General features: G+C 49.6%; 22 protein-coding genes. 8 read left to right on the forward strand and 14 right to left on the reverse strand.

Annotated features, from left to right (window positions below; genetic code table 11):
• Nucleotides 1–19 precede the first annotated feature (19 nt).
• Together alr and dnaB are read right to left on the reverse strand one after the other, a co-directional pair.
• The gene (gene alr / locus OK023_RS15670) at nt 20–1,099 is read right to left on the reverse strand and encodes an alanine racemase (RefSeq protein WP_317693610.1); all 1,080 of its coding nucleotides are present in this window, start codon (nt 1,097–1,099) and stop codon (nt 20–22) included.
• 17 nt (nt 1,100–1,116) lie between these two features.
• On the reverse strand, nt 1,117–2,529 hold the full coding sequence (gene dnaB / locus OK023_RS15675; protein WP_317693611.1) for a replicative DNA helicase: 1,413 nt from the start codon (nt 2,527–2,529) through the stop codon (nt 1,117–1,119).
• A gap of 177 nt (nt 2,530–2,706) precedes the next feature.
• On the opposite strand from dnaB, the gene OK023_RS15680 reads away from it, so the two are divergent.
• Nucleotides 2,707–3,696, forward strand: coding sequence for a quinone oxidoreductase (locus tag OK023_RS15680; protein ID WP_317693612.1), 990 nt, complete (start codon nt 2,707–2,709; stop codon nt 3,694–3,696).
• Between the two features lie 275 nt (nt 3,697–3,971).
• On the opposite strand, the gene pspG is transcribed toward OK023_RS15680, so the two are convergent.
• Together pspG and dusA are read right to left on the reverse strand one after the other, a co-directional pair.
• Nucleotides 3,972–4,190 carry an envelope stress response protein PspG gene (gene pspG / locus OK023_RS15685; protein WP_317693613.1) on the reverse strand — a complete coding sequence of 73 codons (219 nt, stop codon included), beginning with the start codon at nt 4,188–4,190 and terminating at the stop codon, nt 3,972–3,974.
• 158 nt (nt 4,191–4,348) lie between these two features.
• Entirely contained in the window at nt 4,349–5,359 is a 1,011-nt protein-coding gene (gene dusA, locus OK023_RS15690; RefSeq protein WP_317693614.1) for a tRNA dihydrouridine(20/20a) synthase DusA, read from the reverse strand.
• Between the two features lie 316 nt (nt 5,360–5,675).
• Between dusA and zur the strand changes: the two genes are divergently transcribed.
• A complete protein-coding gene (gene zur, locus OK023_RS15695; protein ID WP_317693615.1) occupies nt 5,676–6,185 on the forward strand; it encodes a zinc uptake transcriptional repressor Zur in 510 nt (169 codons plus the stop codon).
• Nucleotides 6,186–6,283: 98 nt separating this feature from the next.
• Here zur and dinF read toward each other — a convergent pair whose 3' ends face one another.
• From dinF to OK023_RS15710, 3 genes are all read right to left on the reverse strand, one after another.
• Entirely contained in the window at nt 6,284–7,621 is a 1,338-nt protein-coding gene (dinF, locus tag OK023_RS15700; protein ID WP_317693616.1) for an MATE family efflux transporter DinF, read from the reverse strand.
• Between the two features lie 224 nt (nt 7,622–7,845).
• Nucleotides 7,846–8,454, reverse strand: a complete 609-nt coding sequence (gene lexA / locus OK023_RS15705; protein ID WP_317693617.1) for a transcriptional repressor LexA — start codon at nt 8,452–8,454, stop codon at nt 7,846–7,848.
• A gap of 123 nt (nt 8,455–8,577) precedes the next feature.
• The gene (locus OK023_RS15710) at nt 8,578–8,946 is read right to left on the reverse strand and encodes a diacylglycerol kinase (RefSeq protein WP_317693618.1); all 369 of its coding nucleotides are present in this window, start codon (nt 8,944–8,946) and stop codon (nt 8,578–8,580) included.
• A gap of 245 nt (nt 8,947–9,191) precedes the next feature.
• On the opposite strand from OK023_RS15710, the gene plsB reads away from it, so the two are divergent.
• Nucleotides 9,192–11,657, forward strand: a complete 2,466-nt coding sequence (plsB, locus tag OK023_RS15715) for a glycerol-3-phosphate 1-O-acyltransferase PlsB (protein ID WP_317693619.1) — start codon at nt 9,192–9,194, stop codon at nt 11,655–11,657.
• A 60-nt stretch (nt 11,658–11,717) separates the two neighbouring features.
• Here the strand turns inward: plsB and ubiA are convergent, their stop codons facing one another.
• The 6 genes from ubiA to OK023_RS15745 all read right to left on the reverse strand — a co-directional run bounded on the left by ubiA (nt 11,718) and on the right by OK023_RS15745 (nt 17,831).
• The gene (gene ubiA / locus OK023_RS15720; protein ID WP_317693620.1) at nt 11,718–12,584 is read right to left on the reverse strand and encodes a 4-hydroxybenzoate octaprenyltransferase; all 867 of its coding nucleotides are present in this window, start codon (nt 12,582–12,584) and stop codon (nt 11,718–11,720) included.
• A gap of 13 nt (nt 12,585–12,597) precedes the next feature.
• Nucleotides 12,598–13,122 carry a chorismate lyase gene (gene ubiC / locus OK023_RS15725; protein ID WP_317693621.1) on the reverse strand — a complete coding sequence of 175 codons (525 nt, stop codon included), beginning with the start codon at nt 13,120–13,122 and terminating at the stop codon, nt 12,598–12,600.
• 247 nt (nt 13,123–13,369) lie between these two features.
• The gene (gene malM / locus OK023_RS15730) at nt 13,370–14,290 is read right to left on the reverse strand and encodes a maltose operon protein MalM (protein ID WP_317693622.1); all 921 of its coding nucleotides are present in this window, start codon (nt 14,288–14,290) and stop codon (nt 13,370–13,372) included.
• A 124-nt stretch (nt 14,291–14,414) separates the two neighbouring features.
• Nucleotides 14,415–15,716, reverse strand: a complete 1,302-nt coding sequence (locus OK023_RS15735; RefSeq protein WP_317693623.1) for a maltoporin — start codon at nt 15,714–15,716, stop codon at nt 14,415–14,417.
• 32 nt (nt 15,717–15,748) lie between these two features.
• Nucleotides 15,749–16,864: a maltose/maltodextrin ABC transporter ATP-binding protein MalK gene (gene malK, locus OK023_RS15740; protein WP_317693624.1), complete on the reverse strand. Its 1,116-nt coding sequence runs from the start codon at nt 16,862–16,864 to the stop codon at nt 15,749–15,751.
• Nucleotides 16,857–17,831 carry an alpha-amylase family glycosyl hydrolase gene (locus OK023_RS15745; RefSeq protein ID WP_317693625.1) on the reverse strand — a complete coding sequence of 325 codons (975 nt, stop codon included), beginning with the start codon at nt 17,829–17,831 and terminating at the stop codon, nt 16,857–16,859. The genes malK and OK023_RS15745 overlap by 8 nt, the downstream gene beginning before the upstream one ends.
• Before the next feature lie 353 nt (nt 17,832–18,184).
• Here OK023_RS15745 and malE point away from each other — a divergent pair, with 353 nt between their 5' ends.
• From malE to malG, 3 genes are all read left to right on the forward strand, one after another.
• Nucleotides 18,185–19,381 carry a maltose/maltodextrin ABC transporter substrate-binding protein MalE gene (gene malE, locus OK023_RS15750; protein WP_317693626.1) on the forward strand — a complete coding sequence of 399 codons (1,197 nt, stop codon included), beginning with the start codon at nt 18,185–18,187 and terminating at the stop codon, nt 19,379–19,381.
• 93 nt (nt 19,382–19,474) lie between these two features.
• Nucleotides 19,475–21,052, forward strand: a complete 1,578-nt coding sequence (malF, locus tag OK023_RS15755) for a maltose ABC transporter permease MalF (protein WP_317693627.1) — start codon at nt 19,475–19,477, stop codon at nt 21,050–21,052.
• Nucleotides 21,053–21,064: 12 nt separating this feature from the next.
• A complete protein-coding gene (gene malG / locus OK023_RS15760; RefSeq protein WP_317693628.1) occupies nt 21,065–21,955 on the forward strand; it encodes a maltose ABC transporter permease MalG in 891 nt (296 codons plus the stop codon).
• Nucleotides 21,956–22,445: 490 nt separating this feature from the next.
• On the opposite strand, the gene OK023_RS19240 is transcribed toward malG, so the two are convergent.
• Complete coding sequence (locus tag OK023_RS19240; RefSeq protein ID WP_411569425.1) at nt 22,446–22,595, reverse strand: IS1 family transposase; 150 nt, start codon at nt 22,593–22,595, stop codon at nt 22,446–22,448.
• Nucleotides 22,596–22,891: 296 nt separating this feature from the next.
• On the opposite strand from OK023_RS19240, the gene OK023_RS15765 reads away from it, so the two are divergent.
• Both OK023_RS15765 and OK023_RS15770 read left to right on the forward strand, forming a co-directional pair.
• Nucleotides 22,892–23,470, forward strand: coding sequence for a fimbrial protein (locus tag OK023_RS15765; RefSeq protein WP_317693629.1), 579 nt, complete (start codon nt 22,892–22,894; stop codon nt 23,468–23,470).
• A gap of 60 nt (nt 23,471–23,530) precedes the next feature.
• The gene (locus OK023_RS15770) at nt 23,531–24,271 is read left to right on the forward strand and encodes a molecular chaperone (protein WP_317693630.1); all 741 of its coding nucleotides are present in this window, start codon (nt 23,531–23,533) and stop codon (nt 24,269–24,271) included.
• Nucleotides 24,272–24,757: the final 486 nt, after the last annotated feature.

Below are 24,757 nucleotides of genomic sequence, written 5' to 3' on the forward strand. Positions count from 1 at the left end.
GAGGGGGAGAAACCGCTGGCTACTCGCCAATGTATTCCATCGTTACGCGCTGGGTCAGTTTGGTGATCAACTCATAAGCACTCATTCCGCTGAAAGCGGCAACCCGCTCAACCGGTAACTGATTGCCCCATAACACTACTTCATCACCCACTTTATCAGCTGCACCTGGCCCCAGATCCACCGAAATCATATCCATGGACACGCGGCCTACTATCGGCACTTCACGGCCATTCACCCACACTGGCGTGCCGGGAGAGACAATGCGTGGATAACCATCACCATAACCCATAGCTACCACACCAAGACGGGTATCCCGCTCGCTTACCCAAACCCCACCATAACCCACAGGCTCATTCGCTTTATGCTCTCGCACCGCGATCAGGCTGGATTTAAGCGTCATGGCGGGCTGCAGACCAAAGTTATCGGCGTATAGCGTGTCTAATGGGGAGACACCATAAAGAATAATGCCAGGGCGTACCCAGTCGTAATGAGCCTGTGGCCACAGCAAAATCCCACCGGAAGCCGCAATCGATTTCTGACCCGCTTTATCAGCGATAAAGCGTTCGAAACAGTCGATCTGCTTTTCTGTCGTATCCACCTGTGGTTCGTCGGCACGGCTAAAGTGGCTCATGATATTAACCGGCTGCGCCACGTTAGGGCATGCGCACAAACGCTGATAAAATGCTTCGGCCTGCTCAGGGCGAACCCCCAAGCGATGCATCCCGGTATCAAGTTTCATCCATACCCGTAACGGATGTGCCAATTCGCCCTGTTCCAGCGATTCCAACTGCTCAATACTGTGGATGACAGTTTCGATATTATTCGCCACCAATGCGGGCAAATCTTCAGCACAGAAGAAGCCTTCCAGTAGCAGGATCGGTTTGATGATGCCGCCAGCTCTGAGTATCAACGCTTCTGCAATACGCGCCACGCCATAGCAGTCGGCATCTTGCAGCGCGTGGGCAGCCTCCAGCAGGCCATGTCCATAAGCGTTGGCTTTCACAACGGCGATCAGGCGGCTTTGTGGTGCCATACGGCGCACCTGTTGCAGGTTATGTCGCAGAGCACGGCGGTCAATTACAGCAGTTGCCGCTTTCATTTCAGTTCCTTAGCTGACTATTCATCATCATATTGTGGCCCCGCGTAGTTATCGAAGCGCGACCATTGCCCGTTAAAGGTTAAGCGCACGGTGCCGATAGGGCCATTACGCTGCTTACCCAGAATAATTTCAGCAACTCCTTTGAGATCGCTGTTTTCGTGATAAACCTCATCGCGGTAGATAAACATGATCAAGTCAGCATCCTGCTCAATAGAGCCTGATTCACGCAGATCGGAGTTAACCGGGCGTTTATCTGCACGTTGTTCCAGGCTTCGGTTCAACTGCGACAATGCGACTACCGGAACCTGTAATTCTTTCGCCAACGCTTTCAGAGAGCGGGAAATTTCGGCAATCTCAAGGGTACGGTTATCAGACAACGCAGGCACACGCATCAATTGCAGATAGTCGATCATAATCAGGCTAAGCCCGTCATGCTCACGGAAAATACGGCGCGCACGGGAACGCACTTCGGTCGGCGTTAAACCAGAGGAGTCGTCGATGTACATATTGCGTTTCTCCAGCAAGATCCCCATGGTGCTGGAAATTCGCGCCCAATCCTCATCATCAAGCTGACCGGTTCGGATACGGGTCTGATCGACGCGTGACAACGAAGCCAACATACGCATCATAAGCTGGTTGCCGGGCATTTCCAGGCTGAAGATCAGCACCGGTTTATCTTGCATCATCGCAGCGTTTTCACACAGGTTCATAGCGAACGTGGTTTTACCCATCGAAGGACGCGCTGCGACAATGATCAAATCCGACTTCTGCAAACCAGCCGTTTTTTTGTCCAAATCCCCATAGCCAGTGGAGACCCCGGTTACGCCATCGTGTGGGCGTTGATAAAGTTGTTCAATACGAGCAACGGTATCTTCTAGAATACGTTCGATCCCTTTCGGGCCATCATCTTTACTGGCACGGTTTTCAGCAATCTGAAATACCCGAGATTCAGCTAGGTCGAGCAAATCCTCGCTACTGCGCCCCTGCGGATCGTAACCCGCATCGGCAATCTCGTTAGCAACGGAAATCATTTCACGTACGACCGCACGTTCGCGCACAATGTCAGCATAAGCACCGATGTTGGCAGCACTCGGGGTATTTTTGGAAAGTTCCGCCAGATAGGCAAACCCCCCCACTGATTCCAATTCCCCTTTCTGTTCCAACGATTCGGACAATGTGATCAGATCTATCGGGCGGTTCATTTCCAACAGACGCTGCATCTCGGTAAAGATCAGACGATGTGGGCGGCTGAAGAAATCATTGGAGACCACGCGTTCAGCGACGTTGTCCCAACGTTCATTATCCAGCATCAAACCGCCCAACACGGACTGCTCCGCCTCCAGCGAATGTGGCGGCATCTTCAGCCCTTCCATCTGGCGGTCTCTGGGTTCGTACGTGTTTGTTTTATTGGTTGGTTTTTTGCCTGCCATGAAGCGTTTTCTTTATCCGGTTGCGAAGGGTAAATCCTGACGCGAGAGTATACGTGATTTTAATCGATGATTCCTGCGGCATCCCTTAGCAAAAAAGGATAAATCGTGAATTGGCAAACTGGATAGCTGATACTGAAAAGCGTAGTCTGGAACCAGACTGTCAAAGGAGGTAACGACATGGCCAAGCGCATTCAATTCTCCGCCACGGGTGGCCCAGAAGTGCTGCAATATGTAGATTTTACCCCTATTGCTCCCGCCACTGGCGAGGTTCAGGTAGAGAACAAAGCGATCGGTATCAACTTTATCGATACTTACATACGAAGTGGGTTATACCCCTCGGAAAAACTCCCCAGTGGCCTAGGTTCTGAAGCGGCAGGTGTGGTGACTAAAGTGGGAGCAGGCGTCAGCACACTCAAACCCGGCGATCGCGTCGTTTATGCTCAATCCACTCAGGGTGCCTACTCTGAAATTCACAACGTTCGGGAGGATAAAGTGGCCATCCTGCCTGACAACCTCAGCTTTGAGCAGGGTGCCGCGTCCTTTCTCAAAGGGTTAACCGTGCATTATCTGTTACGCCAGACCTATGAGGTTAAACCCGGTGAGATTTTCCTGTTCCATGCCGCTGCCGGCGGCGTTGGGCTGATCGCCTGCCAGTGGGCCAAAGCCTTGGGTGCCAAACTGATTGGCAGTGTGAGTTCTGAAGAAAAAGCACAACAGGCGAAACAAGCAGGTGCATGGGCGACCATTAACTATCGCAAAGAAAACATAGTTCAACGTGTGGAAGAATTAACCAACGGTGAGAAAGTTAGCGTGGTTTATGACTCGGTCGGGAAAAGTACCTGGCAAGACTCGCTCAATAGCCTTAAGCGTCGGGGGTTGTTAGTCAGCTTCGGTAACGCCTCTGGCCCGGTAACCGGTGTCGATCTGGCTTTGCTGAATCAGAAAGGCTCATTATACGTCACCCGCCCCTCGCTCAATGGCTATATCACCAACCGCCAGGAATTGCAGTTTGCCAGTAATGAGTTGTTCTCGCTGATTGGCAGCGGGGCGATAAGAGTTGATGTGAAAAAAGAGCAGATATTTGGGCTTTCAGACGCGCAACGGGCACACGGATTGCTTGAAAGTGGCCAAACCAGCGGATCTTGCCTGCTGATCCCAGGGTTTTAAGCCAATAAAAGGGCTCCGCACGGAGCCCTTTCTATTACTGCATTTTGTAAGGGTAGAGCTCAATTCGCAAGAGATTACGGGTTGCTTTAACAACGCTAGTATATGCCCAGCGGGGATAATACCCTTCGCATTGCTGCAGAGGTAAACATCCTAACAGCCAGATAATGTAAATAAAATGTTTGCTTAAAAAACCTCAAGGTGTGAACCCTAGCGCACTAGCAGGCAAACAGCACTGTAATTTTCAGCATGGATGACTGATTTTACAGCAAAAAATCTTAATAGCGCCGTATTTGTGGCTTCTGCATTGAACGGTATATCCACACACCAATTACTGCCAGGATTAACCATGGCAACAATTTGATCACAATCGCAAACAATCCGCCTAATAGCATAAAAGCCGCCGCTACGAACAACGCCGCGATGACGCCCAGCAGAGAGACCCCAGTCACCAACAGCATAACGACAAAACCGATAATAAAGAAAAGTTCCAACATAGATTGCTCCTTGGCAAAACAATGTGTCTGCCTTGTTCATTACAAGAAGCATGCCAATATGAATAAAAAATTAACGCATTGAAAAATAATAACAATAATGCCACAACAAATGGTGTCATTGGTCAAAAAAACCAAATTTTAGTCAAATAAATGACAAATTAGGCCACTTCAGTGCGGGCTGAGCGAACCAAAGCCAGTGCCTGCTCAACAACACGAACGTCAGCCCCCGGTTTATGCGCATTTTCACTCAGATGACGACGCCACTGCCGCGCACCCGGCACCCCTTGGAACAGCCCAAGGATATGGCGGGTAATGTGGCCCAAATAGGTCCCGTTCGCCAGTTCGCGTTCAATATACGGGTACAGTGCTTCGATAATGGCGACGTTATCCATCACCGCACTTTGCTTGCCGAATATCTCGCTATCAACTTGCGCCAGTATCCCAGGATTTTGGTACGCCTCACGTCCCATCATCACACCATCCACATGGTGCAGATGCTGTTTAGCCTCTTCCAACGTTTTCACCCCGCCGTTGATGGCGATAGTCAACGCCGGGAAATCACGTTTTAACTGATAAACACGCGGATAGTCCAACGGTGGAACTTCGCGGTTTTCTTTCGGGCTCAGGCCTGAAAGCCAGGCTTTACGGGCATGAATGGTGAACATATCGCACTCGCCACGCCCTGCAACCGTAGCAATAAAATCATACAAGAAGGCATAACTATCCTGCTCATCAATACCAATACGGGTTTTCACCGTAACCGGTATAGATACGACATCGCGCATCGCTTTAACACAATCCGCCACCAACGTGGCCTGCCCCATCAAGCAGGCACCGAACATACCGTTCTGCACACGATCAGAAGGGCAACCCACGTTAAGATTGATCTCATCATAGCCACGCTGTTCTGCCAGTTTGGCACAGTGTGCCAGTGCCGCGGGGTCGCTCCCCCCCAGCTGTAACGCTACCGGATGCTCTTCTTCGCTGTACGCCAGATAATCCCCTTTGCCGTGAATAATCGCGCCGGTGGTCACCATTTCGGTATACAACAGTATCTCTTTGCTCAGCAAACGATGAAAATAACGGCAGTGGCGGTCGGTCCAGTCCAGCATCGGGGCAATGGAGAAACGATTGGCGGCGTATTTGGAAATGTTGATTTCTTTCGTCATGCTGAGTTACTGGCTACCTGAAATGTCTAGGATTCAACAACCGGTGCTCAGCACCGATGTCGCTAAGCGGCTATTATAGCGACAATTTTGGAGCTTGGGAAAAACACCATTTATCTAGGCAAGAATAAAGAGGGCTGATTGAAGCAAAATAGGCTGTGAATAGCGACAGTAAATATTGCAAATTTGAAATACGACAAAACTTGTAAATAGTCTGTTGAGAACACGTTAGCCATGTGAAACAGAACAACCCTCGGCGACTGCGCTTAAATATGATAAAATCGACTTCTTTACGTACCGGGATATCGGGATATTTGCCATGAACCCAACCAACCAGGAAAAGCTGCTCGCGCAGGCTGAACAACTCTGTCAGCAGCGCAACGTGCGACTAACCCCGCAACGGCTGGAAGTATTACGCCTGATGGCTGAGCAGCCCGGTGCCATCAGTGCCTATGACCTGCTGGACCTGCTGCGTGTGGCGGAACCTCAGGCAAAACCGCCTACGGTATACCGTGCTCTGGATTTCTTACTGGAGCAGGGGTTTATCCACCGCGTTGAGTCAACCAACAGCTATGTAGTATGCCATCACTTTGAACAACCGATGCACACATCTGCGCTGTTTATCTGTGATCGTTGTGGACTGGTTACTGAACGCACCACCGAAGGGATGGAAGAAACATTACAGAAACTCGCCCAGGAATCAGGGTTCGTATTACGGCACAGCGTGGTTGAAGCACACGGTTTATGTTCCCCTTGTGTTGAAATAGAGGCTTGTGAGAATAAACACGATTGCAATCACGATCACAGCATTGTGACAAAGAAAAAATAAATAGACCGGGAACACCTTATGTTCCCGTTATCGAATGCGGGATGAGGTCCCTGATTAGGTATCAATGCTCCCTTTCTACCGGCCAGATTAATTGGCAATTATCTTGCTGAGAACCAGGTTCCGTGAAGACGATGGCGGTGCCACATCCACCACAATACAATGCCCCGAAGTGCCAGAAATACGGTCAAAGCCAACCATAAACCATGATTACCTAATACAGGCAGGGTCAGTAGGGTAACACCATAGCCGATCGCCGCCACCGCCATACTGTTGCGCATCTCGGTACCACGGGTAGCACCGATAAACATGCCGTCCAGTAAATAACACCAAACACCCACCAGAGGTAGCACCACTTGCCAAGGCAGGTAATGGCCAGCCAGCGCACGAAGCTCAGGCAATGAAGTCAATGCAGCCACGATCTGCTGCCCGGCAAGCAAGTAAATGACGGCAAAACCACAGGCAACCAAGCACGCTTGCCGACAAGCGGCATGCCAAACCTTGCGTAATCGACGATCGTCATGTGCGCCATAGGCATAACCCGAGTGCGCCTCTACGGCGTAAGCAAAACCGTCCAGCGCGTAGGCGGTAAACGTCAGCAAATTCATCAGCACCGCATTGACCGCCACCACGCTCCCTCCCATTCTGGCCCCTAATAGGGTAATGGCAGCAAAACACAGTTGCAGTAATAGCGAGCGCAGCATAATGTCACGGTTAAGCGCCAAGAGCTGGCGCAGATTACCACGCCAAGCTGTGAGTAATATTGCCAGCGAAATCCCGTGTAAACGTAATACCCGTAATGATAACCATAAGCCAAGCATTAGCGTTGCATATTCCGCAATAACCGTCGCTGCTGCAGCCCCTTGCACATTCCAACCCAGTCCCATCACCAGCCAGATATCCAATACGATGTTCAGCAGATTGCCGCTAATCAGTAAAATTACCGGCGCACGTATATACTGGACACCCAGCAGCCAGCCCAACAGCACCATATTGGCTAATGCTGCGGGGGCACTCAACCAACGGACCTCCAGAAATAGTCTTGCTTGTGCCAACACGTCCCTATCGCCACCGACTACATGCAGTGCAAGCGTGATCAACGGCGTACGCAACACCACAATAGCCATCCCTGCCAGCAGAGCCAGTAAGAATGGTTGTATAAAAGTACGCGCCAATTTCCGTGGGTCTTGCGCTCCCAACGCCTGTGCCGCAAGGCCGGTAGTGCTCATGCGCAAAAATAGCATCAGCATAAACAGGAAGCTGGTCACCATAGAGCCGACGGCAACACCACCAAGGTAAATCGGGCTGTCAAGATGACCGATAACGGCTGTATCAACCAAACCGAGCAAGGGAACCGTAATATTGGAAAAGATCATCGGCAGTGCAAGGCGCCACAGCGCTTTGTCGGCATCGCTGGTGAAAGTAGAAAGCAGGCGCATAGCAGTACGTTCTCAAGGCAGGGTCAGTTAAGGATGAGTTAAAAAAGAAATCGCACTAGGGCTGCACGATATACCCTGCTATCTTTCAGGTAACGGCATTGTTTACGCAGCCCTTCAAGTTACAGGGATGTTGGTTACCTGTATCTTGAAGTTACTTGGGTATATTGTCTGTGCATTGAAAGAAGATGGTCGATAAACGTGGGCACCAATACCTGGTAAAACCTTTAGAGCCAGTCACCGTTACGGATCACCCCAACCGCCAAACCTTCTATAGTGAAATTCTGTTGACGCAGATCAACCACTATCGGCTGAAACTCACTGTTTTCCGGCAGTAACTCAACAACGTTACCGTGCTTTTTCAGACGTTTTACAGTAACTTCGTCCTCAATACGGGCGACGACCACCTGGCCGTTACGCACATCCTGAGTTTTATGCACTGCCAGCAAATCGCCATCCAGAATGCCAATGTCACGCATCGACATACCGCTCACTCGCAGCAGAAAATCTGCATTAGGTTTGAACAGGGAAGGATCAACTTTGTAATGCCCTTCGATATGTTGCTGAGCCAGTAAAGGTTCACCAGCAGCGACCCGACCTACCAAAGGCAGCCCCTCTTCATCTTCCATCAGCAGGCGAATCCCCCGAGAGGCACCGGAGACGATTTCGATGACACCTTTACGGGCCAGTGCCTTCAGATGTTCTTCAGCAGCATTTGGCGAACGGAACCCCAGACGTGTTGCGATCTCGGCACGCGTTGGTGGCATGCCCGTTTGAGAAATATGATCGCGAATCAGGTCATAGACCTCTTGCTGCCTGGTAGTTAGTGCTTTCATTCCGCCCCCTGTTTGTTTATACAGTCTTGCTGTGAGTATATACAGGTAAATATAGATTGGGAACCTAAGAATGAATAAAAATCAGGGATTAGCGAACTTGTTCGCAACATTGTCACCTTAACTTCAAGCAAAATGCACCCAAAGCACGGAGCCCCAAACAAACAGCGCCAAAATAATCGTCAAAGATACCGCCGCCGAACCCATGTCTTTCGCCCGCCCCGATAATTCGTGGTAGTCCGCTCCTACACGGTCAACGACAGCTTCAATGGCACTGTTGAGTATTTCGATAATCATCACCAGCATTACCGAACCTATCAGTAAAATCCGTGCTACGGCACCGACATCCAACCAAATCGCCAGTATGATAGCCAACACGGCAACAACCAGCTCCTGGCGGAATGAGGCCTCGTTGTGCCAAGCTGCTGATAAACCTTTATATGAATAACCAACGGCTTTCACAATACGTTTTAGACCAGTGATTTGATTTGCCATGGTAAGGGGACCTTTCTCAGCGGTAAATGATAGAACCGTCACCAATTCAGGATACAGCAAGGCATTTTTTGAGCATAAGGCTAGCCCTGCCATAGTGGTCAGCGCTGCAAGCTGACACACATACGGTATAATCTAATTAAGTCTATCCATTGCCTGGATGGTTCTGGATTTCCCAACACCACAGACCTGTTACCCGGTTTCTGGTATTCTTGCGGCGCATTGCTAACAAGAGGCTTCACGTTGTTATGTCAGGTTGGCGTAAAATTTATTATAAATTATTGAGTTTACCAATGAAATTATTGGTAAACAGTAAGGTTATCCCTTCAGATCCGGTCATGGAGTTAGGGTTAGACCCCTCACGGCCGATTTTGTATGTTTTACCTTATAATTCCAAGGCGGATTTACTGACTTTGCGCACCCAGTGCCTAGAGCAAGATCTGCCCGATCCCCTTAAACCACTCGAAATAGACGGTATCGTACTGCCTAGCCATGTGTTTATTCACGATGGTCCGCGCGTATTCCGTTATTACACGCCGAAAGAAGAGTCGGTAAAGCTGTTCCACGATTATCTGGATTTACATCGTAACAACCTAGAGCTTGATATTCAGATGTTGCCGGTATCGGTAATGTTTGGCCGTTCCCCAGGGCGTGAAGGCCAAGGTGCGCCGCAACTACGCCTGCTGAACGGGGTACAGAAATTCTTTGCCGTATTATGGTTAGGGCGAGACAGCTTTGTCCGCTTCTCTAATACCGTGTCTTTACGCCGAATGGCGACCGAGCATGGCACAGATAAATCTATCGCGCAGAAACTGGCTCGAGTGGCACGTATGCACTTCGCACGCCAGCGTTTGGCCGCAGTTGGGCCAAGCCTGCCTGACCGTCAGGATCTGTTTAATAAACTACTGGCTTCCAAAGCGATTGAAAAAGCCGTCGAAGACGAGGCTCGTAGCAAGAAGATCTCTCACGAAAAAGCACAACAAAATGCAATTGCATTGATGGAAGAGATTGCTGCTAACTTTTCCTATGAAGCGGTGCGCCTGTCTGACCGTGTGCTCAGCTGGACCTGGAACCGTTTGTATCAGGGTATCAACGTCACCAATGCTGAGCGCGTGCGTCAATTGGCGCAGGACGGCCACGAGATTGTCTATGTTCCCTGTCACCGTAGCCATATGGACTACCTGTTACTTTCTTACGTGCTCTACCACCAAGGGCTGGTACCACCGCATATTGCTGCCGGTATCAATTTGAATTTCTGGCCTGCTGGGCCGATTTTCCGCCGCTTGGGTGCGTTCTTCATCCGTCGGACTTTCAAGGGTAATAAACTCTATTCGACGGTGTTCCGTGAATATCTTGGTGAGTTGTTCACTCGCGGCTACTCAGTAGAATACTTTGTTGAAGGTGGGCGTTCCCGAACTGGCCGCCTGCTGGAACCCAAAACCGGTACTCTTTCGATGACCATTCAAGCCATGTTACGAGGAGGTACTCGGCCAATTACGCTGGTGCCAATTTACATCGGCTATGAGCACGTGATGGAAGTAGGCACCTACGCCAAAGAATTGCGTGGTGCAACCAAAGAGAAAGAAGGCCTGTTACAAATGCTGCGCGGCCTGCGTAAACTGCGCAACCTGGGCCAAGGTTACGTCAATTTTGGTGAGCCGTTGTCATTAACGTCTTACCTCAATCAGCACGTTCCCCAATGGCGTGAGTCTATAGACCCAATAGAAACGCCACGCCCAAACTGGCTAACCCCCGTGGTAAACGATCTGGCAATCCAAATCATGGTGCGCATCAACAACGCTGCCGCAGCCAATGCCATGAACCTGTGCTCCACTGCGCTATTGGCCTCTCGTCAGCGTTCACTGACCCGAGAGCAGTTGGTTGAGCAGTTGGATTGCTACCAACAATTGATGCGCAATGCGCCTTACGCACGCGACGTGACAGTACCTTCACAAACGCCGGATCAGTTGTTGGATCATGCATTGAACATGAACAAGTTCGAGGTGGAAAAAGACAGCATCGGCGACATCATTATCCTGCCACGGGAACAGGCAGTGTTGATGACTTACTACCGGAACAACATTCACCACATGCTGGTTTTACCTTCACTGATCGCAACGATCGTGATGCATCATCGCTGCGTGTCGCGTGCTGAACTGTTGCGCCAGGTCAGTCTGATTTATCCGATGTTAAAAGCTGAGTTGTTTCTGCGTTACGAAAAAGATCAATTGCCACAGGTACTGCAGCCGTTGATCGAAGAGCTGGCGCGCCAGAAACTGATTGGTGTTAAAGGGGACGATCTGGTGCTGAATCCGGCACGTATCCGTCCGCTGCAGCTGTTGGCTGCTGGTGTACGCGAAACCTTGCAGCGCTACGCGATCACTATGTCGATCCTGAGTGCAAACCCAAGCATCAACCGCGGGGCGCTGGAGAAAGAGAGTCGCATTATGGCGCAACGTCTGTCGGTACTGCATGGCATTAATGCGCCAGAGTTCTTTGATAAGGCGGTGTTCTCCACCCTGGTCGCCACACTGCGCGAGGAAGGCTACATCAGCGATAGTGGCGATGCGATCCGTGAACACACCATCGAGGTGTACACCATTCTGAGCGATCTGATCACCCCGGAAATCAAGTTGACGATAGAAAGCGTCAGTGTGCTGGAAGAAACCAGCGCTCCGCAGATAGCAACGGAAGTGAAAGGAGAAGACCAGTAACGCAAGTCATAGTAAAAAGGGCACCGCGTGGGTGCCCTTTTTACAGCGGTAGCAAGAAAATCAGAGATAACTGAGCGCAATACCGATAAACAACACCAACCCTACATAATTATTGTTCAAAAAAGCGCGGAAGCAGGCATCGCGATCGCGGCTGACTATCTGCTTTTGTTGATGGATAAACAACATGCCGGCCAACAATAGCGACCAATAAAATGCGCCTCCCAGATCCATCATCAACCCCACGCAAAGCATCAGCAGCAAAGTAATAAATTGCAATATGCCAACAATGAGTTTGTCATGGCGGCCAAACAGCACAGCGGTAGATTTGATACCAATCTTTAAATCGTCATCGCGGTCAACCATGGCGTACAAGGTGTCGTAAGCTACTGTCCAGCAAAGATTGGCCATAAACAGCAACCAGCAACTCAGGGGGAGCGACTCGCTTACGGCAGCATAGGCCATGGGGATCGACCAACCAAATGCCGTTCCGAGCACCAATTGTGGCAGGTTGGTCACCCGCTTCATAAACGGATAAATCCAGGCCAGTGCCAATGCGACCAGCGACAACCAGATGGTCATAGCATTGAGTGTCAAAACCAGTGCAAAAGAAACCAGCACCAGCGAGACAAACAGAATTTTGGCTTCTTTTTCACTGACACGGCCACTGGGTATTGGTCGTCCCGCCGTGCGCTTCACATGGCCATCGAATGCGCGATCAGCATAGTCATTCACCACACATCCAGCAGCGCGCATCAGAAAAACACCCAGCACAAAAACCAACAATATCGAGAGCGATGGAACCTTTCCTCCCGCCAGCCATAACGCCCACAATGTGGGCCATAGCAACAACAGCGTACCAATGGGCTTATCAATGCGCATCAGATGGCTATAGGCCTGCCATTTGCTTTGAATTACGCTCCCTTCCACAATTTATCTCCCCTCATCGTACCGGTTTCACCTTTTCCAGCGCATACAGTGGAGAAGCCGATAAAAATAGTTCTGTCAGCAAAAGTGGTTTTCCCGCCAGACAGAGCCGGGAACGTCGTGCCCACAACGCTTTCTGGCGGCCAACGTTGATATAGTCGCGAGTCAGGCTGTTACTGCTGAACAGATAGCGCCCTAGTGGCACTGTGCCCAAATCAACCAACGCCTGATCGGGCCCGGTCAACGTTTCCTGCGGGATCACGGTTCGCCCCAACAACCAGGGTTCACCATCCCCTAGCAACACAATTTCACGCAACCAATAGCGCTTGCTGTACGGCAGATGTGTGGCCTCTTCAGCCAAATTCTCACGCGTTATAAAGCACTCGCGCTGCGGCTCTATATGTACACGGTGACAATAGCCTTCAAAACGGCGAGTCATGGACCCTGGCTCCATCAGCCAATCACTGACAGCGATAGGTATTGGGGAGTTCTCAGGCAACCACTCAATGGGCGGCAGGATGGGATCCTTATTGCCAAACATTGTTCTACTCCATGCCAGAAACCACGCAGAATGGCCTGGTTCCAGACAATACAAATCGTTAACAGAAGGCTATTGTAACGCAGAAATGAGAAAGCGGCAGGTCGATTCGTTAAGAAGTCTGCCTTATGTCCGACCTGAAAGATGAGGAATAAAGCACAATACTCCCCTTGAGAGAAAAACGAACGCCCAGCAAAAAAGGTGCGCCTAAACGCACCAATCATAAAGCCAGCATCGGCAGTGTGGGGTATTACCCCTTGCCTTTCACACTACCAATAAATGTCTTACGTGCTGTGGCGGAACCCAATTTTTCTGCTTCATTCATTAATTTCAGTGCTTTATCGATATCGCCATCCTTGACCGCCTGCTTGATACCTTTATTAAAATAGGCTTCAGTGTCATCAAGCATTGGCTCTGACGGAGATAAAGAGGCTGGAGCAGGTGCTGGAGCAGCAACTGCGGGTACTGCAGGGCCAACAACAACCGGTGCCGTTGCCGGAGAACTATTTAACGGCAAGCCAATCATTACGCTCCCCATATTCTGCTCTGAGCGAACTTTCAGATTCAGCTCCCCCGTTGCACTGTGCTGTGCAACAGGATCTGGAATATCGGGCACCGCATTCCCTACGCCCATAGCGTAAGCCTTCGCCGGGTCAAGAAGCTGAGTGGTTGTCGCTAAATCCTGACGGGTAGTGTAAACCAACAGGTAAATCTGTTTTTGCCCTAGTGCAGGGGTCAGTTTTAGGGTTCCTTCCAAACGATCACCAGACATCACACCAGCACGCTCATAAGGGAAGTAACTGCTGGGATAAAACGCGGCGGGGCGTAATTGTTCATCTAATACCAGTACGTTAGGCGAAAAGACGCTACGATCTTTTACCAGACTGCTGAGCGTAATTTCTATCGAACCACGGTCAGCTGGCAGAGTAAAACCAGCCACCGAGCCCTGAACATCGCCTTGAGCCACTTTCTGATTTGAATCAGTAATTTTGAAGCTTTCACTCGCTGGCGGCACGATTGGCGTCCAGGACAACTTTTGTAACGTCTCATGGGAGATCGTTGGTGCAACCGAGATATCCGCCGGAGCATTGAATACTGTGGCCTGCGCCATCAACGGCAATGCTGAACCACAGACCAGTGACAGGTAAAAAGCGAGTAGATTTTTTTTCATTGTGATAGCCCTTTCGCAAAGAGGCGGGAAGACTGACGCACAACTGGCAAGAACACACGTCAGCCAAACTGGTGAATGAAGGATTAATGCAGCCAACTTTCACGGTTGGCCGCATGTCTACTGATTACCACCAGGCCTCGAATTGGGCACCGAAGGTCACTTCATTATCTTTACCGCGGCCAGCATCATTTACCGCACCACCATTAACATATCCCCACTTCTCATCCCAATTGGCATAGGTGACGAAGACACGCAGAGCCGGACGCGACCAAATGCTGTCGCCTGCCTGCCACTGTTGGGCCAAGGTCAGTTTATATTGGCTATTGCGATCGTCTGTTCTTTGAGATTTGACGTTGTCATAGCCTGCTTCAAACAAAGTACTCATGATGGGTGTCCACTTGTACATCGGGCGGATACCTACCGTGTACCACGTGGTTCCGTTGTTGTTATCCAGATTGATGTTCTGGTACATCCCGACGTACATCATTTCCCAATCATCGCTTAGCTTCACTGCGCCATGATCCAGCAGGCGCAACATATGGCCGTCGTTATTCACACTGCCGCCCTCGCTGTGCCCCGTGTTCCAAGAGGTCATCGAGTCAGTAGCATATTGCACAACAAACTTGTTAAAGCCGCCGAACATACTCTGAGTGTGTTGTGCCGTCGCCATTACACCATTCTTAGAAGCACCTTCCTGCAGTTCAACGCCGTTCTTGGTAGTCGCATTGCCGTAATCAATACCCAATTCCAGCGTGCCACCAGGATTGGTTTCCAACCCTGCCAGGCGCACATCATAAACATCGTTGTAAACATCGGCGGTATTTCTAACTTCACGACTGGCTATCGACCCTGTTGCCTGATCGAGATAGTACTCGGTTCTTGAGTTCCCAAAGGCTGCCGAACCACCGGCTTCCGTATTACGCGTAACGGCAAATGACAGTTTGCCAAAGCCCAGATCGATATTTTCCAGACCCGCACCCGGGCCAGAGATATCCCAGTAGTAGAAATCGATCATGTGGACATCGTGACGTTGATAAAAACGCTTACCTGCCCACATATTAGCGCCTGGTAATGCAGCTATCAGGTTTTTACCCTGTACGTTGATTTCGCGGAAGGCTGGACTGGTTGCTTCATAGTCATTGGCCTGATTGACGCTATATGCAACGTTTGAGTCTAGGTAAAAGCTCTTATCACCGTCTTTCCACAACTCTTGGCCCAGTTTTAATTCAGCGTAGGTTTCGCACTCGTTACCCAGACGATACTTACTTTGGGCACCAGTAGCCTGAAAACACTGTTGTGTACCACCGCTACCAGTCCAACCGATACCGGAACGTGCGTAACCATGGAAATCCACAGCCATTGCTTGTGTAGATAGAACTCCTGCAGCGACAGCCAGTGCCAGAGGAAGTTTGTGCAGAGTAGTCATTATTATTCTCCTGTTATACAGCCGTTGATGCGTTAAACGCCCGGTTCCTGATGCAGCCGTTTACACGCGGTACCGTCTTCACGGAATAAGTGGCAGCGGTGCGGCGGCAACCCGATAGCGAATATTGCACCTTCTTCAACCAGCACCACGTCGTTCTGGCGGTACACCAGGTTCTGACGGATTTCTGGAATTTGAATATGAATTTGGGTTTCATTGCCTAACTGTTCCACCACCTGCACCTCCCCCATCAGCGCGACTGCGGATTCAGAGCTTGGCAACAGATGTTCAGGGCGAATGCCCAACGACAGATTGGCCCCAATTTCAACCCCTTGAGATTCAACCGGCAACCACACCAGTTGGCGATTAGGCATCGGCAATTCAACCTGCACTCGGTTATGTTCCACTGCGGTAACTTTAACCGGTAGGAAATTCATTTTTGGTGAGCCGATGAACCCTGCAACAAAGCGGTTGGCCGGGTAGTGGTACAGTTCCAGCGGCTTGCCGATCTGGGCAACGCGCCCAGCGTCCAAGACCACAATTTTGTCAGCCAGCGTCATTGCTTCGACCTGATCATGGGTGACGTAAATCATGGTGCGCTGTAGGCGCTTGTGCAGGCGTGAAATCTCAATACGCATCTGCACACGCAGTGCGGCATCCAAGTTAGAAAGCGGCTCATCTAACAGGAACACATCGGGTTCTGCGACCAATGTACGACCTATTGCCACACGCTGACGCTGCCCACCAGACAGCGCTTTGGGCCGACGTTCCAATAAATGCGCCAGTTGTAATACTTCTGAAACCTGATTAACCCGCTGAGTAATTTCAGCTTTTTTTGTTCCTGCCAGCTTCAGACCAAATGACATATTGTCGGCCACAGACAGATGCGGATAAAGCGCATACGACTGAAATACCATGCCGATACCCCGTTCGGAGGGTGGCACCTCATTCATCCGCTTTTCACCGATGAACAAATCACCAGAGGTAATGTCCTCCAACCCTGCGATCATACGTAGCAACGTCGATTTACCGCACCCCGATGGCCCTACAAACACGACAAACTCGCCGTCATCGATGCTTAGATTGACGTCCCTGGAAATCACAGCCTCACCAAAGGCCTTATAAACGCTGCGCAGTGTGACGCTAGCCATGCGTTACTCCCCTGCTTTCGCAGTTAACATTTCGTGTAAAAATGGCAGATGCAAAACCTGCCAAAAATCGTTGATCACCTTCCTGGCTCTGCGCCATCTGCCACTCCAGTGGAATAGTTGCCTCAGACGGAACAACCGGCTGAGTATAAGGCTGCAGATTAATGAGCGCTTCAACGCATTGATCTTGATAGGTAATCAGTAAGCGGAGCACACCATTTTCCTGACTGACCACTCCCAACTCGCCATACTGAATAATCGGTAACTTGCGCAGAGCCAGTAGCGCCTGGCAATAGCGTAAGGTTGAATGGCTATCCTGCTGCTGGCGGCTAATGGCTAGCGCCCGATGCTCGATAGCCACTTGCTGATACCAATGAATTTCACTGGCTGTCGCCTGTTCAGGAGCCTCATACCATGGCATAGGGGTTTGTGCCCCATTCGGATCCTGTAAGTTTGCCGCATGTGGCAGTCCCAACTCTTCGCCTTGATAAAGACATACTGGTGCGGGCAGTAATGCCAGAAGCGTTAGAAAAGCCTGGGCAGAACGGAGATCGCCTTGTCCCCAGTGACTAACAACCCTTGGCTGGTCAGCCTCACCGGTACTCCAGACGTTTTCGGCCAGCCGGCTCCGAGCTGCATTCAATACGGACACCAGCTTTTCGATGCTGAACGGCACCACTTCAAGCGCCAAAGCACGGCGCATGTAATGTTGTTCTGGTGCAGCACTGCAGCAAATTCGGCCTGGGCTTTCACTGTACCAAAGGGCCAATCCATGCTCCGCCACTGCCTCCCTTGCCTCCGGTGGTAAGCTCTCTGGCAACAACAACCCATCAACCGCTAACGTTCTCAGGTAAGGCAGTGCAGTCATCATGCCTTGTTCATCGCCAACACCATCGCCGTTGCCGTCACGAAAACTAGCAGGGTGGATCAGGTACAACGTAGGACGAGTGGCGATAGACATTAACGACATAAAACCAAGCCCCTGGTATGCATTGCGGTGAAAAACAATGCAGCCGATAGTGCGGGAATGAAAAGAGCGGAGGATCATCCGTAACGGGATTTTTCATGGGGGAGGAGATGGGAGGATGAGAGAAAGAGGATGTAGAGATAAAATGCCAAGAACAAGGCAAATATGTGATCTTTCTTGCAAAAAATTCCCATCATTTTTGTGCCTGACGCCAAAGAATATAAGGCTTTGCAAGCCAGATCACACAACTTGAGTGTGGGGCGTAGATGGGGGGAGGATGAGAATAAGTCGGTTTTTGACCCACTATGGGCGCGAAACCGCTCTCCTTACCGCAGTATTCTTAAAAGGATTGGATTATGAATCGCAGCATAACAAAAAGCATACGTGCGCTTACGCTTTCGGCGTTAACTACTCTGGTACTCTCCTCTTCAGCCTTTGCCAAAATAGAAGAAGGTAAACTGGTTATCTGGATCAACGGCGACAAAGGTTATAACGGCCTGGCCGAGGTAGGTAAAAAGTTTGAGAAAGACACCGGTATCAAAGTAACCATCGAGCACCCGGATAAACTGGAAGAGAAATTCCCGCAGGTTGCCGCAACCGGTGACGGTCCAGATATCATCTTCTGGGCACATGACCGTTTTGGTGGTTATGCCCAGTCCGGCCTGTTAGCAGAAATCCATCCTTCCAAGGCTTTCCAGGAAAAAATCTATCCGTTCACCTGGGATGCGGTTCGGTTTGACGGCAAAATGATCGGCTACCCGATTGCAGTTGAAGCACTCTCGCTGATTTATAACAAAGATCTGATCAAAGACGCGCCAAAAACCTGGGAAGAGATCCCGGCGCTGGATAAAGAGCTGCGTGCCAAGGGCAAAAGCGCCATCATGTGGAATTTGCAGGAACCCTACTTCACTTGGCCAATCATCGCCGCCGATGGCGGATTCGCCTTTAAACTCGAAGAGGGTAAGTACAACGTCAAAGACGTGGGTGTAGCGAATGCCGGTTCACAGGCTGGATTACAGTTTATTGTCGACTTAGTGAAGAACAAGCACATCAACGCCGATACTGATTACTCAATTGCCGAGGGCGCATTCAACAAAGGCCAAACGGCGATGACCATCAACGGCCCATGGGCCTGGAACAACATTGAGCAGAGCAACATCAATTATGGTGTGACACTGCTGCCAACCTTCCAGGGCAAACCGTCCAAGCCATTTGTTGGTGTCCTCACTGCCGGCATCAACGCTGCCAGTCCGAACAAAGAACTGGCAACCGAGTTCCTAGAAAACTACCTGCTGACCGACCAAGGATTGGCGGAGGTCAATAAAGACAAGCCACTGGGTGCCGTAGCGCTGAAGTCATTCCAGGAACATCTGGCGAAAGACCCAAGAATTGCGGCAACCATGCAGAACGCACAAAACGGCGAGATCATGCCAAATATCCCGCAGATGAGTACATTCTGGTATGCCATGCGGAGTGCAGTGATTAATGCCATTACCGGTCGCCAGACAGTAAAAGCGGCGCTGGAAGATGCCCATACCCGTATTACCAAGTAATAACCTGACAGTGCACACCACTGCCATCAACACGTAGTTCGTTGTGCGGGATGCCATTGCATCCCGCGGTAACACCCCAGAAAGGAATGCCCTATGCAATTAGCTCACGCCGGTTTGCCAGAGCGAAAAAAATCGAAGTGGTGGCAGAGCGACTTACTGAAGTGGCTATTTGTTGGCCTGTTCAGTTTGGCGACCTGTTATCTGATTGTGTTGATGTATGCGCAGGGAGAATATCTGTTTGCCATTCTAACGCTGGTATTGGTCAGCACCGGACTCTACGTGTTCGCCAACCGCCGCGCTTATGCCTGGCGCTACGTTTATCCGGGTATCGCCGGTATGGGGCTTTTCGTCCTGTTTCCACTGATTTGCACTGTTGCGATTGCCTTTACCAACTATAGCAGCACTAACCAACTGACCTTTGAACGGGCTCAGTCTGTACTTATGCAGCGTCAGTTCCAAACGGGAAAAACATTCACTTTTGCGCTGTATCCAGCAGCTAACCAACAGTGGCGTTTACAGTTAATTCACCCTGACAATGGCCAATTGCTGATTTCAGAACCCTTCAGCCTTGGTGATAACGCAGTACAAACGCTGAAATTGGCCGCGGAAAATAGCGAGCTTGGCGGTGAACGCGCAACATTACGCGACATTACCTTGAATCGTCAGGCACTGAGCCAAATCGTCGCTACCCTAACTGACGGTGGCGAGTTGCGTATGAGTTCCCTGCGCCAGTTTTCAGGTGCCAGTCCGCTATACACGCTGGCTCAGGATGGCAAGACGCTGACGGATAACCAAACGCAAATCCAGTATCGCCCTAACCCGGAGATCGGTTTTTACCAGGCGATTAATGCCGACGGTGATTGGGCAAAAGGCACCCTGAGTCCTGGTTATACCGTAACTATCGGTTGGAAAAACTTCTTGCGCGTATTGAATGATGAAGGTATTCAGAAGCCTTTTGTCTCTATCTTTGTGTGGACCATTATCTTCTCGGTAATGACCGTTATCCTTACCGTTGCGGTTGGTATGGTGTTAGCCTGTGTCGTGCAGTGGGAGGCGTTGAAAGGTAAAGCGGTGTATCGGGTCCTGCTGATCCTGCCCTATGCTGTACCTTCTTTTATCTCTATTCTAATTTTCAAGGGGTTATTCAACCAGAGCTTTGGTGAAATCAACCTGATGCTCAACGCGCTGTTTGGCATTAAACCGGCTTGGTTCGCCGATCCGCTCACTGCGAAAAGCATGATCCTGATCGTTAACACCTGGCTAGGTTATCCCTACATGATGATCCTGTGCATGGGGCTACTCAAAGCGATCCCAGACGATCTGTACGAAGCCTCGGCGATGGATGGCGCCAGCCCGATGCAAAACTTTTTCCGCATCACTCTACCACTGTTGATCAAACCGTTGACGCCGCTGATGATTGCCAGTTTTGCCTTCAACTTTAACAACTTTGTTCTGATCCAACTGCTGACACGTGGCGGACCCGACATGATCGGTACGACGACCCCTGCCGGTTATACCGATCTGCTGGTCAGTTACACCTATCGCATCGCATTTGAAGGCGGCGGTGGGCAAGACTTCGGTCTGGCAGCTGCTATTGCCACGCTAATCTTCCTGTTAGTTGGCGCACTGGCGATCTTAAATCTGAAAGCCAGCAAGATGAACTTTGACTAAGGGAGAACAATAATGGCGATGGTACAACCTAAATCCCAGCGAGTACGTCTATGGATCACCCATATTCTGATGCTGAGTTTTATTGCTCTGATCATGTTTCCGTTACTGATGGTAGTGGCAATATCGTTACGCTCCGGCAACTTTGCCACCGGTAGTTTGATCCCAGAGCAAATCTCTTGGGATCACTGGCGCTTGGCACTCGGTATGAGCATTACTCATGCCGACGGCAGCGTAACGCCTCCCCCTTTCCCGGTACTGTTATGGCTATGGAACTCGGTTAAAATTGCAGCGATCACCGCAGTAGGTATCGTGACGCTCTCCACCACCTGTGCCTATGCGTTTGCCCGCATGCGTTTTCGCGGCAAGAGTACTTTGCTGAAAAGTATGTTGATCTTCCAGATGTTCCCGGCAGTACTTTCTCTGGTGGCGTTGTACGCGCTGTTCGATCGTTTGGGCCAATACATTCCTTTCATCGGCCTTAACACGCATGGCGGGGTAATTTTTGCCTATATGGGCGGTATCGCGCTGCATGTCTGGACGATTAAAGGCTATTTCGAAACAATTGATAACTCGCTGGAGGAAGCTGCCGCGCTGGATGGTGCTACACCATGGCAAGCATTTCGTCTGGTGCTGTTGCCACTTTCCGTTCCCATTCTGGCCGTGGTATTTATTCTGTCGTTTATCGCCGCGATCACCGAGGTGCCCGTCGCTTCACTGCTGCTGCGTGATGTCGATAGCTATACGTTAGCCGTGGGTATGCAGCAATACCTCAACCCGCAAAACTACCTGTGGGGCGACTTTGCCGCTGCCGCCGTTTTATCGGCAATCCCGATTACTGCCGTTTTCCTGCTGGCACAGCGTTGGTTGGTGGGTGGCCTGACGGCTGGTGGTGTGAAAGGCTAAATAGCGCATAATAGTGCTACAGGTGTGAGTGATGCAGGTTAGCCTACCATTGAGATCAAGAATGCGCGATACGAGCCCCCGGGAGGGGGGCTCGGCGTGTCGGCGTTCCTCATCATTCCCATCTGCCAAAAGCGTGATGTGTCGCGGTATTAAGAACACCTATTTAGGCAGTATCCCTCAATTGCACGCAAATGGCCGCACGCCCCAGAAGCAGAGTTCCGTGTTCGGGGCAAAAGGCGCGTAGGGCATCACCACCACTTTCGCACTTGCTACTATAGACTTTAGCCTTACATCGAGTCACTTCGAAGGAATCTTTGGATGTAAATGTAACATAATTTAGGGCACCACATTCACATCACCGGCTTGAATGCTTTATTTAGTAATTCGATTAATTACGGAATTAATATCGCAAAACAGGGAAGATAGCGTAAATTAATAGATAGTGATAAATAGCAAGATACCAAACGATGTTCTTATCGTTTATTTCCTCTCACTTCGAAAATAAATTTTTTCTGCGGCCCCATTTTTTTATATTTACGCAAAGAATGAAATTATGTCGTTCTATCAGATCTGCATATCTTTTGCTCACCACGTTACTCTTTTTATTCAGCCGAACTGTAAATTTTTTACGTGCAATCAGCCCATTTTTTTATTCTGCTTTGAAAGGATAAGTAATTTTTATCCCTCTTATTTTTAATAATTATGAAGTACCTGACTGAAATACCCCTTATTAGCCAAAAGATCTTTCTGTCTACATTTTAAAAATCCAAATAAGAATGTTCCTAAAAGCCAGCAAGAATTTAAAAGTCATGCTATCTATTATTCGGACAACACGTAAGCATGAGTTATATCAATTACGATATGCGAAAAAATAGTTATTCAGTTATGTTATTCGACTGACTGATAATTTGTGTTGTGACCACGGGAAACAGCAAAGTGAATATCACTTTGCTAATGTTTTGGCTTCAGGAAAAATCCAAAATGAAAATGATCAAACTTGCAATTATAGCGGCTGGTTTAGTGGTTTCTACTACAGTAATGGCTGCTGGCACCCACGTTATCCGTTTCCAAGGTGAAGTGATAGACCAGACCTGCACAATTGACATTAACGGCAATGGCCCTGATCCTTTGATCATACTGCCAACCGTTATAGCCAGTACGTTAGACCAAGCGGGAAAAACATCTGGTTCAACAGCATTTATTCTCAACCTGACAGGCTGTACCGCCTCAGCCAATCCGACTATCCTTAAGACTACCTTTTTGGCTGACAACTTAACGGCTCAAGGTCATATCGCCAATACGGGTACAGCAACAGGTGTTACGCTACAAATTGTTGACCCCATCTACCCCACCAGACCATTGAAGTTAAATGGTGAGGTCAGTTCTACATATACTGTTTTAGGTGAGAATGCCACCTCAAGCAGCCATACCTACGCAGTGGAGTACGTTGCAGAAGCTGCAACAACGCCAGGCACTGTACTAGGAAGTGTTCAGTACAGCATTGCATACAGATAATTAATGCCGCATCCCCTCTTCTCTGTCTTTGGAAGAGGGGATTTCCAAAGGATGGTTTGCGTGATTAACAACTTCTACTACAGACCGTATGTTGCTCTTTTGGCTCTACTCATGCTGCTTACAGCCCCTTCACAGGCAGGTGTAGTCTTGCTAAGCACCAGAGTCATCTATCCCAGTGACGAGCCGTCAAAAACACTACAATTAAACAATAAAGACAATATCCCGTATGTGATGCAGATATGGACCGATATTAATAATCCGTCCTCTACGCCTGAGACGGCAGATGGCCCCTTTGTGGTGCTGCCGGCTCTGTTTCGTATTGAACCGCAAACAGGTCAATCAGTGCGCTTAACCTTTACTGGTAATAATCTGCCACAGGATCGTGAGTCCGTGTTCTACCTCAACAGTGCGCAGATCCCCCCAAAAAATATCAATGGTAAAGGGAATAACCAGATGATGTTGGTACTGCGTAACCGACTGAAAATTTTTTATCGGCCGGCCAAGATCGTCGGCGAACCTGGGGACGCAACAAAGCAAGTTCGGTTTTCGTTGAACCAACAAGGGGGAAAGTGGTTACTAACGGCGCACAATGACTCTAACTATTTTATCTCCTTTGTCACTGCCAACGCGGTGGTGGGTGGGCAAACCGTTTCATTTAGCGCTGACATGGTGGCACCAAAATCTCAAGTCAGTTGGGAACAAGAAAAAGGAAGCCGTTCCCCCGCTGGGGCACAGAAAGTTACGTTTTCTTTCATTAATGATTATGGAGGACAACAACAGTCAGAAACCGCCCTAAACTAAATATCCGTACCTAAATTACTGAAAGGAACTCAATTCGGTTGGGCGATCTTATCAATCGCCAAATATTACATTCCCTCACAACCGAACGGGTAACCTACCGTCCTCGATCTCCAACATGAACGACACCGAATGCAAAAAGTCATCCAGAAAATACCAGATAACAATTGCGCTATACGTCCTAACGCCATGTTGATGTTACAGCGTAGCAACACACTGACTCACTTGGCTTAACACCTTGTACTCCCTCATTATTCTGTCGGAGTATGGGATGATTCTCTCACGCCATGAGGCTATGAAGGATTGAAAAGTTTCTCTTTTTAGAGCACTTGAGATTGGCTTTGCATGACATATGTCATAAGCAATAACCGTTGCCGAACGGTGTAACAATTGCTGAAAGCTGAAGAGTGTGAGCCGGTTTATGAATACCACTTATTTATCCTCAGCCAATAAACCTAGCTTAGTAAAAGTGGAGTGGTAGTAGACGCG

Origin of the sequence: Serratia sp. UGAL515B_01 (assembly GCF_033095805.1) — a bacterium.
Classification (GTDB): Bacteria; Pseudomonadota; Gammaproteobacteria; order Enterobacterales; family Enterobacteriaceae; genus Chania.